This is a genomic window from Paenibacillus helianthi, from assembly GCF_001909055.1.
GTDB classification, from domain to species: domain Bacteria; phylum Bacillota; class Bacilli; order Paenibacillales; family Paenibacillaceae; genus Paenibacillus_AQ; species Paenibacillus_AQ helianthi.
Genome location: NZ_LVWI01000037.1, coordinates 145,736 through 159,000 on the forward strand (window position 1 = coordinate 145,736; position 13,265 = coordinate 159,000).

General features: G+C 51.0%; 14 protein-coding genes. All 14 read left to right on the top strand.

Features of this window, described 5'->3' with window-relative positions; genetic code table 11:
• Positions 1-21 precede the first annotated feature (21 nt).
• The 14 genes from ndk (at position 22) to A3844_RS12565 (ending at position 13,207) form a co-directional block, all read left to right on the top strand.
• Positions 22-465, top strand: coding sequence for a nucleoside-diphosphate kinase (gene ndk, locus A3844_RS12505; RefSeq protein WP_074107551.1), 444 nt, complete (start codon positions 22-24; stop codon positions 463-465).
• Positions 466-491: 26 nt separating this feature from the next.
• The gene (locus tag A3844_RS12510; protein ID WP_074087620.1) at positions 492-1,295 is read left to right on the top strand and encodes a CheR family methyltransferase; all 804 of its coding nucleotides are present in this window, start codon (positions 492-494) and stop codon (positions 1,293-1,295) included.
• A 117-nt stretch (positions 1,296-1,412) separates the two neighbouring features.
• A complete protein-coding gene (locus A3844_RS32775; protein ID WP_167374672.1) occupies positions 1,413-1,574 on the top strand; it encodes a hypothetical protein in 162 nt (53 codons plus the stop codon).
• A gap of 197 nt (positions 1,575-1,771) precedes the next feature.
• Positions 1,772-2,941 carry a chorismate synthase gene (aroC, locus tag A3844_RS12515; RefSeq protein ID WP_074102574.1) on the top strand — a complete coding sequence of 390 codons (1,170 nt, stop codon included), beginning with the start codon at positions 1,772-1,774 and terminating at the stop codon, positions 2,939-2,941.
• Entirely contained in the window at positions 2,941-4,047 is a 1,107-nt protein-coding gene (aroB, locus tag A3844_RS12520) for a 3-dehydroquinate synthase (RefSeq protein WP_425270601.1), read from the top strand. The genes aroC and aroB overlap by 1 nt, the downstream gene beginning before the upstream one ends.
• On the top strand, positions 4,041-4,400 hold the full coding sequence (aroH, locus tag A3844_RS12525; protein ID WP_074087622.1) for a chorismate mutase: 360 nt from the start codon (positions 4,041-4,043) through the stop codon (positions 4,398-4,400). Before aroB ends, aroH begins: the two co-directional genes overlap by 7 nt.
• Positions 4,401-4,756: 356 nt before the next feature.
• Positions 4,757-6,310 (top strand): anthranilate synthase component I, encoded by a 1,554-nt coding sequence (gene trpE / locus A3844_RS12530; protein ID WP_074107552.1) that lies wholly within the window; start codon positions 4,757-4,759, stop codon positions 6,308-6,310.
• A gap of 53 nt (positions 6,311-6,363) precedes the next feature.
• Positions 6,364-7,404 (top strand): anthranilate phosphoribosyltransferase, encoded by a 1,041-nt coding sequence (gene trpD / locus A3844_RS12535; RefSeq protein WP_074087624.1) that lies wholly within the window; start codon positions 6,364-6,366, stop codon positions 7,402-7,404.
• The gene (gene trpC, locus A3844_RS12540) at positions 7,394-8,224 is read left to right on the top strand and encodes an indole-3-glycerol phosphate synthase TrpC (protein WP_074107553.1); all 831 of its coding nucleotides are present in this window, start codon (positions 7,394-7,396) and stop codon (positions 8,222-8,224) included. The genes trpD and trpC overlap by 11 nt, the downstream gene beginning before the upstream one ends.
• On the top strand, positions 8,217-8,897 hold the full coding sequence (locus tag A3844_RS12545) for a phosphoribosylanthranilate isomerase (RefSeq protein WP_074107554.1): 681 nt from the start codon (positions 8,217-8,219) through the stop codon (positions 8,895-8,897). Before trpC ends, A3844_RS12545 begins: the two co-directional genes overlap by 8 nt.
• On the top strand, positions 8,894-10,090 hold the full coding sequence (gene trpB, locus A3844_RS12550; RefSeq protein WP_074107555.1) for a tryptophan synthase subunit beta: 1,197 nt from the start codon (positions 8,894-8,896) through the stop codon (positions 10,088-10,090). The genes A3844_RS12545 and trpB overlap by 4 nt, the downstream gene beginning before the upstream one ends.
• Positions 10,090-10,911, top strand: a complete 822-nt coding sequence (gene trpA / locus A3844_RS12555; protein WP_074087628.1) for a tryptophan synthase subunit alpha — start codon at positions 10,090-10,092, stop codon at positions 10,909-10,911. Before trpB ends, trpA begins: the two co-directional genes overlap by 1 nt.
• A gap of 55 nt (positions 10,912-10,966) precedes the next feature.
• Positions 10,967-12,064, top strand: coding sequence for a histidinol-phosphate transaminase (hisC, locus tag A3844_RS12560; protein ID WP_074107556.1), 1,098 nt, complete (start codon positions 10,967-10,969; stop codon positions 12,062-12,064).
• 48 nt (positions 12,065-12,112) lie between these two features.
• Positions 12,113-13,207, top strand: coding sequence for a prephenate dehydrogenase (locus A3844_RS12565; RefSeq protein ID WP_074087630.1), 1,095 nt, complete (start codon positions 12,113-12,115; stop codon positions 13,205-13,207).
• Positions 13,208-13,265 lie beyond the last annotated feature (58 nt).

The window sequence follows — 13,265 nt, forward strand, 5'->3', positions numbered from 1 at the left end:
CAGAAAATGGAGAGTGACTCTATGGAGCAAACGTATCTGATGATTAAGCCGGATGGAGTACAACGCGGACTGATCGGGCGAATTGTGGCCCGACTGGAGGATAAGGGATTTAAGCTGGTTGCCGGTAAGCTGATTTCCGTTACGGAAGAGCAGGCGAAGAAGCATTATGCAGAACATGAAGGGAAAGACTTTTTTCCTGAATTGGTACGTTTTATCACCTCTGGGCCTGTATTCGCCATGGTATGGGAAGGCGATGATGTAGTATCGTTATCCCGTATCATGATCGGTAAAACCAAGGTTGGGGAAGCTCTGCCGGGTACGATCCGTGGGGATTTTGCCAGTCATACCCCTCTGAACCTGATTCATGGTTCGGATTCACTGGAAAGCGCAAAGCGTGAAATTGCCAACTTCTTTGCTCCGGCTGAGCTGGTAGATTACACTAAAGACATCGCAGCCTGGATGTAGTTTCAGGCGGGAAGCAGGGGAAATGAATGGCTGAACGAGAAGAAACATCAACTGCAGAAGACCGGGATTACTCTGGTTTTATTCATAATGTCAAGCAGAGCACCGGTATTGATCTGGCCCAGTACAAGGAAGCGCAGATGAAACGTCGTCTGACCACGCTGCGTACGAAGAATGGCTATCCGTCTTTTAGTGATTTCTTTGCAGCAATGATGAAGGATAAAGCACTGTTCTATGAATTTCTGGACCGTATGACCATCAATGTCTCGGAATTCTGGCGCAATCCTAACCGCTGGGAGGTTCTGCGGGATACCATTCTGCCTGAGCTGCAGCGTTCGGGCCGCAGACTGAAACTATGGAGTGCCGCCTGCTCAACTGGTGAAGAGCCTTACACATTGGCCATGATCCTCTCGGATAAAAATATTCTGGCCCAGACTGGAATTCTGGCGACGGACATTGATGACGGTGCGCTGGCCAAAGCAAAGCAGGGCATTTATCTGGAGCGTTCGCTGAAGGATGTGCCGAAGGATGTCGCCGGCCGCTATTTCACACCGGAAGGGCCTGTGTTCAAGGTCAGTGAAGGTCTCAAAAAAAATATAGATTTCCGCAAGCAGAACCTGCTTCTGGACAAGTTTGATGAAGGCTTCGATTTGATTATCTGCCGCAATGTTATGATTTATTTTACGGAAGAGGCCAAAAACAAGCTGTACCACAAGTTCTCGGCAAGCCTGCGCCCGGGTGGATATTTATTCGTGGGCAGTACAGAACAGATTTTCACACCGGCACAATACGGATTTGAGTCGACGGAGACGTTCTTTTACCGCAAGAAATAAACCCGCTGTAACGGCCAGGTTAGGCTTTCATTATGAATACGTATACTTTCGCATGGTTTCAGTGATACTGGATAGTAGAAATGATTACGTGCGCCATACGAAAGGTCGTTCATTCCAATGGATAAAAGCAAGGTCATTGATGCCTACAGACGCGGCTTCCTGACCGTCCGTGAATGCGGGCAAATTCTTGGTGTCGAAGAGCGGCAGCTGCAAAGTCTGCTCATGCTCGAAGAGGGCAAGTCAGCATGCATGCCGTCCGTCCGCAAAATCGGCAGCTGATACAGGGGCCGGTCAGGTTAGAATACAGCGTCGTCTTTACTCGCAAGAGTGGGGACGGCGCTGTTCTTTTTCGTGCTGACAGAGGGTATGCCGGACGTATCCCTTTCTTGTCAAAGCGGATTCCCTATACTATAATGAGCAAAGACATTTAACATTTTAGCGGTTTACAGTTTAAAAGTGTGAAGGGGGAACGCAGCATGAGTTTACGCTATTTAACAGCGGGGGAAACGCACGGCCCCCAGCTAACAGCCATTATTGAAGGACTGCCCAGCAATTTGACACTTAATTTTGAAGAGCTTAATTTTCAACTGCAGCGGCGGCAAAAAGGGTACGGGCGTGGACGCCGGATGCAGATTGAGAAGGATACTGCAGAAATCGTCGGCGGTGTGCGCCATGGTAATACAACAGGTGCCCCGGTGGCTCTGGTGGTTGAGAATAAGGATTGGACTCACTGGAAGAATATTATGAATATCGAACCTATCCCTGGCAGCGATGAAGAGAAGCGACGCGTCAACCGTCCTCGTCCTGGACATGCGGACCTGAATGGCGGATTGAAGTATAACCTGACTGACCTGCGTAATGTTCTGGAGCGCTCCAGTGCCCGTGAAACGGCAGCAAGAGTAGCTGTTGGGGCAGTGGCCCGTCAGCTACTCGCAGCGTTCGGAGTAAAGATCGCAGGACAGGTCATCCGTATCGGTGAAATTGAGGCGCCTGCCAATGATCTGCCTATTGATGAGTTGATTGAGCAGACTGAAGCTTCTTCTGTGAGAGTGGTGGATAAAGAGACTGAGCAGAAGATGGAAGCTTACATAGACAAGATCAAGGAGGAAGGCGACTCCATTGGCGGTATTGTGGAATGTATCGTCGAGGGCCTGCCTGTCGGTCTGGGCAGCTATGTGCAGTATGACCGTAAGCTGGATAGTGCCATAGCGGGAGCAGTAATGTCCATCAATGCCTTCAAAGGTGTTGAAATCGGCATTGGCTTTGAAGCAGGCAAGCTGCGGGGCTCCCAGGTTCATGATGAGATCATGTATGAAGCTTCCCGGGGATACTACCGGGCAAGCAATCGTCTGGGCGGCTTTGAAGGCGGAATGACTAACGGTATGCCGGTTGTGGTCCGCGGAGTCATGAAGCCCATTCCGACGCTGTATAAGCCGCTGCAGAGTGTAGATATTGACACCAAAGAGCCATTCACTGCCCAGGTGGAACGTTCCGATGCTTGTGCTGTACCAGCTGCTTGTGTAGTTCTTGAGAATGTGGTTGCCTGGGAAATCGCCAAGGCATTTCTGGATAAGTTTGGCGGCGATTCCATCGAGGAAATCAGAGCCAATTATAATAGCTACCAGGCGCAACTGGAGAGCTACTGATGGTGCGCAGTATTACGGTAGACTTAGGTGAACGTTCCTATCCGATCCATATTGGCAGCGGACTCCTTCGGGACATCGGGCGGCAATGTGTTCAGGCTGGATTCCCGCTCCGAAGTCCACTGCTCGTTGTCAGTGACAGTGAAGTGGCTCCACGTTACCTTCCGGTGGTGGAGGCCGCCCTGCGGGAACAGGGATATTCTGTAGTTAGCCACGTTATTGAAGCTGGTGAAGCGTCCAAATCCCTGGCTGTGTATGAAGATGTTATTACTACGGCAATTCAGGCCGGTCTGGACCGCAGTTCGGCGGTACTTGCACTGGGTGGCGGCGTAGTTGGGGATTTGGCGGGCTTTGTCGCCGCATCCTACATGCGGGGAATAGGGTTCGTTCAGATTCCTACTACCATTCTGGCTCACGACAGCAGTGTGGGTGGGAAGGTAGCGGTTAACCATCCCCTGGCGAAAAACATGATCGGAGCTTTTTATCAGCCCACGATGGTAGTCTATGATCTGGATACCCTGAGTACACTACCGCCGCGCCAAGTCTCTTCCGGATTAGCCGAAGTGGTGAAGCATGGTCTGATTCTGGACCGTGAGTTTGCTTACTGGTGCCGTGAGCATGCTTCTGCGCTCCTCGCTCTAAATGCAGATGCGCTGGGTTACGCTCTGGAACGAGGGTGTGCAATCAAGGCTGAAGTTGTTGGTAATGACGAGCGCGAGCATGGGCAAAGAGCGATTCTGAATCTAGGACATACGATCGGGCACGCTATAGAAGCGGTAGGTGGATATGGAGTATTTCTCCACGGTGAAGCCATCGCTATCGGAATGGCCGGATCTGCGCTTTTAGCTGCCAAGCTAGGCCGGGATCAAGCCATTTATGAGGATACTATTTCGATGTTGTCCGCACTGGGGCTGCCTGTAAGGCTACCTGCGGAGTACAGCGAGGATGAATTAATGGAAGCAATGATGCATGATAAGAAATTCAAGGAAGGCAAGATGACTTTTATCGTACCGGATTCAATCGGCGTTGTCAGTATCATAAATGATGTGCAGCAAAGTGCCGTCCGTGAGGTTATCTCGCAGCTTAAGAAGGAGGGAAGCCCATGGTGAACCGGGGTATTCGCGGTGCAACGACCGTATCCAATAATGAGGAAAACGAGATTTTGCGTGAAACGGTTGTACTGCTGCGCGAAATTGTAGAGCGTAATGATGTCATTGCGGAAGATATCTGTAGTGTATGGATTACTGTCACCGGTGATCTGGATGCTACCTTTCCCGCACGGGCTATTCGTGAAATAGAAGGCTGGGATCTGGTGCCTTTGATGTGCTCCGTGGAAATACCCGTCAAAGGCGGCCTGCCTATGTGCATCCGGTTGATGGTACAAGTGAACACGGACAAGTCACAACGGGATATCCGCCATGTCTATCTAAATGAAGCCCAGAGGCTCCGTCCGGATCTCTAACAGAAGAAGTAACAAATTATCTGTACGGGGTTGCCATAGACCAAAGTCATCATGTATAGTGTAGTTAGCCGAGTGAAGCAGAGTTTAGTTTAGATGAGATGAGTATAGTTGAGCAGAGTGCAGGATTTTAGTTGAGTACAGGCATACCGTTTGTTTGCAGATCTCTTTTTGGGGTACCTTTGGTGCTGAATTTGCACTATAGTTGTATTCATTAATGGGAGTAGTGCAACCATTCAGATGGTTTTATGCCGGTCCTTTGCGCTTTTTCATATACTTACTTACACAAACCTCTACTTCGGTAGAGGTTTTTCTGTATTTCGGACAATATAAACCAACATCCCAAGGAGGTATCCCAAGTGACCCATCCAAAAGTAGAAGAAGTGCTGTCTCTGTCGCGGGAATATAATTTGATTCCTGTAGTGAAAAGGCTGCTCGCCGATATGGAGACACCCATCCGGTTATTCTCGCGTTTTGCCGAGCAGGACCGGGCATTTTTGCTGGAAAGTGTAGAGGGCGGGATCCAGTGGGCGCGATATTCTTTTATCGGCAGTGAGCCCTTCCTGATGATTTCCGGTAAAAAGGGCGTGATCCATGTTGAGGTTGGCGGAGAGAAGAGACAGGTGCTCGGCAAACCCGTTGAAGAACTGAAAGCACTGCTTCGCTCCTACCGCAGTCCCAAGCTGGAAGGGATGCCTCCTTTTACCGGCGGTGCTATTGGATTCTTCGGATATGACTTGCTGCAGTATTATGAAAAGCTGTCGTCCCATGCAGTGGACGATTTGAACATGGATGATATCCGGTTCATGTTCTGCGACCGTATTATTGTGTTCGATCATGTGAAGCAGCAAATTCTGCTGGTGGGAAACCTGCACATCAAGGATGGCGATACAGACTCCGATATCCGAGCCGGATATGAGGAGCTGAGCCGCCGCTTAGAGGATATGGCTGAAGAGCTGCAGAAGGAAGGTCCCAAAGAGAACGTTAACCGGCGCAGCATTCCCCAGGACATCGAACTTGGTGAGATTCATTCTAATCTTACCAAAGAACAATATATCAGCAATGTGGAACAGGCGAAGGAATACATCCGGGCCGGGGATATTTTTCAGGTAGTGCTGTCCCAGCGGCTGCATATTGAAACTGAAGTATCACCCCTGCATGTCTACCGGATGCTGCGTACGCTCAACCCTTCGCCTTATATGTATTATCTGAAAATGGATGAGGAAATTATCGTGGGCACTTCACCCGAGGCCTTGGTCAAAGTCGATGGAAACCGTGTAGAGACCCGTCCGATTGCCGGAACCCGGCCCCGCGGGGAGAATGAAGAACAGGACCGGGCCCTGACCGCTGAACTGCTTGAGGATGAGAAGGAACGGGCGGAACACCTGATGCTGGTGGATCTCGGCCGTAATGACCTCGGGAGGGTTTCAAAATTTGGTACGGTGAAATGCGATTCCTTCATGGAAATAGAGAAATACTCGCATGTGATGCATATGGTCTCCAATGTGTCAGGCACACTTGACGAGGGTAAGAATTTCTTCGATGCTTTCCTCTCCTGTCTGCCGGCAGGCACGGTTTCCGGTGCGCCGAAGCTGCGGGCGATGGAAATTATCGCAGAGCTGGAACAGGAAGCAAGAGGTGCATACGCCGGAGCTATAGGGTATCTTGGATTTTCCGGAAACATGGACTCCTGTATCACAATCCGTACCATTATTTTCCGTAAAGGACGTGCTTATGTTCAGGCTGGGGCGGGAATTGTCTGGGATTCTGTACCGGAGAAGGAATATGAAGAGACGGTCAACAAAGCTAAAGGGATGCTGAAGGCCATTCGGATGGCAGAGGCTATGTTCCCGTCAGAGATCAAAGAAAAGCAGGTTATCAACCAGGATTACATGTATGAATATACCCCTTAATCAGGGATGACCCAATATAGAATCTAAAGGATAATGATGAGGAGGAGATAACGATGGATGCAAGCCAATTGATTCAAGCAGGAATAGCCGCTCTGATCGAGGGCCGGAATCTGAACCGCGTGCAGGCGCGCGAGATTATGGGTACAATTATGGAAGGATCGGCCTCACCGGTACAGATAGGCTCTCTGCTGACCGCGCTGCGGATCAAGGGGGAAACAGTTGAAGAGATCACCGGCTTCGCGGAAGCGATGCGGGGATTCAGCACACATGTGCTTACAGAACGCTCACAGCTTCTGGATACGTGCGGAACCGGGGGCTCCGGCATTCATAAGTTCAATATATCCACGGCCTCGGCGATAATATCTTCCGCAGCTTCCGTCCGAGTAGCCAAGCACGGAAACCGTTCCGCATCGGGCAGAGCGGGCAGCGCCGATGTGCTTGAGGCGCTTGGAGTCAATATTCATCTAAATGCAGATCAGGCCGTTCAGTGTTTGGAAAGTATAGGTATTTGTTTCCTGTTTGCCCAAATCTATCATCCATCGATGAAGCATGCCGCAGCCCCCCGAAAAGAACTCGGGTTCCGCACGGTGTTCAATATGTTGGGGCCGCTCACCAATCCGGCAGGGGCTGACCGTCAGCTGATGGGTATCTACGACCGGGACAAAACAGAAATTGTAGCTAATGTCCTGAAAGAGCTGGGGTCCAAACGAGCGATGATAGTGAGCAGTCTGGATGGTCTGGATGAGATCAGTATTTCAGCACCCACCCAGGTGTCCGAACTGAAGAATGGTGTGGTAACCACTTATGAGATTAATCCACAGGAACTGGGATTAAGCACGCATCCGCTGGAGGATGTGCTTGGCGGTGACGCGGCGGAGAATGCGGCTATAATCACCGGAGTGCTGCAAGGCGGACTGAATCCATACCGTGATATTGTTCTTGCCAATGCAGGTGCCTGTATTTATGTAGCTGGACTTGCAGATACGTTAAAAGAAGGTGTAGATAAGGCTAGAACTGTAGTGGATTCCGGTGCTGCGCTGCTGAAGCTGGAGCAGCTTAAAGCCATGACGAAGGAGCTTGATTATGTATCTTGAACGGATTGTCGCCACCAAAGTCAAGGAAGTAGAAGCCTTAAGTAAGACGTTCTCTATAGAAGAGGCCAAGCGGCAGATTGCAGTACTGCCACCAACGAGAGGGTTCCGCAACGCGCTTACGAAATCGCGGAACCGATCTATGGGGCTGATTGCCGAGGTGAAGAAGGCTTCGCCTTCCAAAGGACTGATCCGGGCGGATTTCGATCCGGTATCCATAGCTCAGGGCTATGCAGCAGGAGGAGCGGATTGTTTATCAGTCCTTACGGATAAAGACTATTTTCAGGGCAGCAGCGCATATCTTCAGCAGGCAAGGGAAGCCGTAAATCTTCCACTGCTGCGCAAGGATTTCATCATTGACGAACGTCAGATCTACGAAGCGCGTCTCCTGGGGGCGGATGCCATATTGCTGATAGCAGCGATTCTGACACCAGAACAACTAATTTCCTTCACCGACATAGCGGCGGAGTTGGGACTTGATATACTGATTGAGGTTCATGACCGGAGCGAATTGGAAATGGTTCTGGCGACCGGAAAGGTAGAACATCCGGGGGTTCTGCTAGGCATCAACAACCGGAATTTGCGAACATTCGAAACCGCATTAGCCACAACAGCGGAACTTGCTGCGCTTCTTCCCGCCACAGTTCCTGTGATCAGCGAGAGTGGAATAGCCGGACCTGCTGATATCGATTATCTGAAGATTACAGGAGCGATCGGTGTTCTGGTAGGAGAGTATCTGATGCGCCAGCCGGATGTGGAACAAGCAGTGAACGAACTGCTGGGTTCGCTGCCGGAAGGAAAGGACCGTGCCGCACATGGCTGAGGCGGTGGTAAAAATCTGTGGACTTCAGGACGTTGAAGTGCTAAAATCTATGAAGCGATTACCTCTGGATTATGTGGGATTTGTGTTTGCTGAGAGCCGCCGCAAGGTCAGTCCTGAGCATGCATCAGAGCTCATAGCTGAACTTGCTGGATGGGAGAACGGGAAGCCCCCCCTTGCGGCTGGAGTGTTTGTGAATCCTTCACTTGATGAGCTAGCCTCAATACTTTCTACGGTGCCACTGGATGTTGTTCAGCTGCATGGCCAGGAGAGTGCAGACTATTGCCGGGCCGTCAAAGCAGCTTTTCCGCAGGTGCAGGTATGGAAGGCTCTTTCTGTAGCCGATAGAGAAGCTAACTCTGCCGGGAACGGCCCTCATACTTTGCAGCAATATGCCGGTGCGATAGATGCCCTGCTGCTGGATACATATGACCCGGCCGGCAGCGGCGGCTTGGGGCGAACGTTTGAGTGGGAGAGGATTCCAGCGTATCAACAGAAAGCTTCTGAATATGGTCTGCCCTTATTTGTAGCCGGCGGACTGCATCCGGATAATGTGCGTGAACTGTTGAATGGCTATGCTCCATATGGTGTGGATGTTTCAAGCGGAGTAGAGAGCGATGGAATGAAGGACATCGTTAAAATAACAGCTTTTGTGGAAAGGGTGAAGCAATCATGATACAAGTACCGGACAAGAATGGACGTTTTGGTTCTTTTGGAGGCCGCTTCGTTCCTGAAACGTTGATGAATGCACTGATCGAGCTGGAGGAGGCCTATAATAAGTTTTCCGCAGATCCGGCTTTTCAGAAGGAAGTAGATTATCTGCTCAAGCAATACTCTGGACGTGAGACCCCTCTGTATTATGCTGAGCGCCTCAGTAAGCATCTGGGAGAGGCTAAAATATATTTAAAACGTGAAGACCTTAACCATACCGGAGCACACAAAATCAACAATGCAATTGGCCAGGGCATCCTTGCCAAATTGATGGGTAAAACCAAAGTGATCGCCGAGACCGGAGCAGGCCAGCATGGGGTTGCCACGGCCACAGTAGCGGCTCTGCTAGGGATGGAATGCAAGGTGTTCATGGGTGAAGAGGACACTCGCCGTCAGGCTTTGAACGTGTTCCGCATGAAGCTGCTAGGGGCAGAAGTCATTCCTGTGACCTCCGGTTCACGGACACTCAAGGACGCAGGGAATGAAGCGCTTCGCTACTGGGTGAGCAACGTTGAGGACACCTTCTACGTGCTGGGTTCTGCTGTAGGCCCTCATCCATACCCGATGATGGTCCGCAATTTCCAGCGGATTATCGGCGATGAGACGCGGCGGCAGATTCTGGAGGCCGAAGGAAGGCTACCGGATCTTCTGGTAGCGGCAGTAGGAGGAGGCAGCAACGCGATCGGTATGTTCTACCCGTTCATGGAGGATGAGCAGGTGGGGATGATCGGGGTGGAAGCTGCCGGCAAAGGCGTTGATACTCCGTTCCATGCGGCTACCATGAGTAAAGGTACCCAAGGGGTGTTCCAGGGTTCACTTAGTTATTTGCTTCAGGATGAACATGGACAGGTACAGGAGGCACATTCGATCTCGGCCGGACTGGACTATCCGGGAGTAGGCCCTGAGCATTCCTATCTTAAGGATGTTCATCGGGCGCAATATGTGCCGGTTACGGATGATGAAGCCCTGGAAGCCCTCAAGCTGCTTTGCGTAACAGAAGGTATTATTCCGGCTCTTGAATCTGCCCATGCTATCGCGCATGTAACGAAGCTCGGACCGACTCTGACCAAGGACGATATCGTGGTGATCTGTTTGTCGGGACGCGGCGATAAAGACGTTGAGTCGATCATGGCCTACACAGAAGGAGCGGGTAAGTGATGACAACCGAAACAACGAACCGGATGGATTTGACCTTCCGTAAGCTCAAAGAGGAGGGCCGGACGGCACTAATTCCTTTCTTGACTGTAGGCGATCCGGATCTGGAGACGACGCTTGCGATCATCGCTGAGCTGGAAGCGGCAGGCGCAGATATCCTGGAGCTGGGTGTGCCTTATTCTGATCCGCTGGCGGACGGTCCGGTGATCCAGCGGGCCTCTTCCAGAGCGCTGCGCGGCAATATACATCTTCGCACCTGCATGGAAACCGCGTTAAAAGCACGCCAGGCTGGAAGCAAGCTGCCATTTATCCTTTTTACTTATTACAATCCGGTCATGCAAATGGGACTGGACAACTTTTTCTCTCTGCTTGATGCCCATGAGATCAGTGGTCTGATTATTCCTGATCTCCCGGTTGAAGAGTCAGCGGACATGCGTGAGCGGAGCCGGACTGCCGGAGTAAATCTGATTCCGCTTGTAGCACCTACCTCCAGCGAACGGATTGCCCGGATTGTCTCCGGGGCCAGTGGTTTCGTCTACTGCGTTTCCTCGCTTGGAGTCACAGGAGAACGTTCTTCTTTTCATACCGGAGTGGATGAGTTCATAGCATCTGTCCGTCAAGCTACTGATCTTCCTGTGGCGGTAGGTTTTGGTATATCGACCGCCGAGCAGGTGGCGCGGTTTGCCCGCATCTGCGATGGAGTAGTAGTAGGCAGTGCTATTGTCCGCAAGGTCGAGGATGTCATACCGCTTCTGGATAATCCGGCTACCCGAAGTGAAGGCCTGTTGCAAATTCGTGAATTTGTGGCACAATTGAAACCATAACGTCTGCTGGCAGACCTGTACCCGTTGTAATATTTATGGAGAGCGAGGACCTTTCATGAACCCGAAACCGAATATCGTTAACCTTCCTGTGTACAAACCGGGAAAGCCTATTGAGGAAGTAAAGAAAGAGCTTGGTTTAAACGATGTCATTAAGCTGGCTTCGAACGAGAACCCGTATGGTTCCTCACCAAGTGCAAGAGCAGCGATCATGGCAGAGCTTGATCATCTGAATCTCTATCCTGACGGCTCGGCGGCCGAATTGACCGCTGCACTGGCTGATCATCTTGGTGTTCAGAGCAATAATATCATCTTTGGCTGCGGCTCCGATGAGATTATCGCCTTGATTGCCCGTGCGTTTTTCCTGCCGGGAGACGAGACGATTATGGCAGATCAGACCTTTTCCGTATATAAAAGCAATGCTGATATTGAAGGCGCCATCTCCATTGAAGTGCCTCTGGTAAATGGTACACATGATTTGGACGCCATGCTGGCCCGCATTACAGAGCGCACCAAAATTATCTGGATCTGCAATCCCAATAATCCAACTGGAACGATTGTACCCGAGGAAGCGCTTGTCACTTTCCTGAATGCTGTACCGGCAGGGGTGATGGTTGTTCTGGATGAGGCATATTTTGAATATGTGACCGATCTTTCGTATTCCAATGGAATCAAGCTGCTTGAATCCTATCCGAACCTGGTTGTACTCCGGACATTCTCCAAGATTTATGGCCTGGCTGCACTGCGTATCGGCTATGGGGTGGCGAGTCCGACGATTATTTCGTTGATTAACAAGGTTCGGGAGCCGTTTAATACTACACGTCTGGCTCAGGTCGGAGCATTGGCTGCACTGGCTGATCAGGAGTATGTACAGGAGTGCCGCCGTCTTAACAGTGCAGGTATCGTACAGCTTCAAGCTGAATTCAAGCGGCTGGACCTTGCATTCTTCCCGGCACATGGGAATTTCATTATGGTGGATGTACGGAAACCGGCTGATGGTGTTTTTGATGCATTGCTGCGGCAGGGAATCATTGTCAGAGCAGGACAAAAGCTGTACCCTACCTATATTCGTGTCACCGTCGGTTCGGCGGAACAGAATAAGGCGTTCATTACTGCGCTGGAACAGGCGCTCCAGGAACAGGGAGTACAGGTCTAAGGACCAACTGACAAGACGAATCTACAGAAGGCGGGTAGTTCAAAGAACATGACGACAAAAATAGCAATTTTCGGTGTCGGTCTGATCGGAGGCTCACTGGCCCTTTGCTTCAAAGGCAAGGAGGGTCTGACCGTTACGGGCCATGCCCACCGTCCTGAATCGGCAAAAAAGTACGTCAGCAGAGGCGTGGTCGATCAAGCCACACTTTCTCTTGAGGAAGCGGCGCTGGACGCTGATTTCATTTTTTTGTGCGTGCCTGTAGGCATGCTGGAAGATTACTTGCAACGGCTTAGTAAGCTTCCTTTGAAGCCAGGTTGTATCATTACAGATGTTGGCAGCACCAAGGCCACGATTGCCGCCTGTGCGGTTTCACTGGACCTTCCCGGGGTGCATTTTATTGGCGGGCATCCAATGGCCGGGTCGGAACGCTCCGGTGTGGAGGCTGCATCTTCACTGTTGTTCGAGAATGCCTATTATGTCCTGACACCACCGCCGGGAGTGCCGGAGGAAGCGTATCAGGCCCTTGAAGCTTTGCTACTACATACCAAAGCGCAGATTGTCCGGCTTAATCCCGAGCGCCATGACGAGATTGTCGGGGCCATCAGCCATTTGCCGCATATTATTGCAGTTGCGCTGGTGAATCAGATCCGCGCATATGACGATACTGATTCCCTGTACAGCACTTTGGCGGCAGGGGGCTTCCGTGATATTACAAGAATTGCGTCCAGTGATCCAATCATCTGGCGTGATATTCTGCTGAACAACCGCTCAGTAATGCTTCGGCTGCTGAGGGATTGGAATGATGAGGTTTCGTCATTCGTTCAATTGCTGGAGAATGCGGATGGGGAAGGCATTGAAGAAGCATTCCTTGAAGCAGGTGGTTTCCGCAGCCAACTGCCGGAACGGCGCAAAGGAATGATTACTCCGTTGTTCGATCTGCATATCGATGTTCCCGATCATCCCGGGATTATCGGACGGATCGCTACGGAACTGGGTGATCAGGGCATCAACCTTAGTAATGTTCAGATTATCGAGAGCCGGGAGGATGTTCCGGGCATTATGCGCCTGTCCTTCCGCCAGGAGAATGATATGGAGCGGGCGAAGATTCTGCTGCAGCACCACGATTATACCGTGTACGTATAAGGCCAGTAAGGCTGGATAATATCCCCTTCAAGCAGTCACTCCTTCAAACCCATATGTC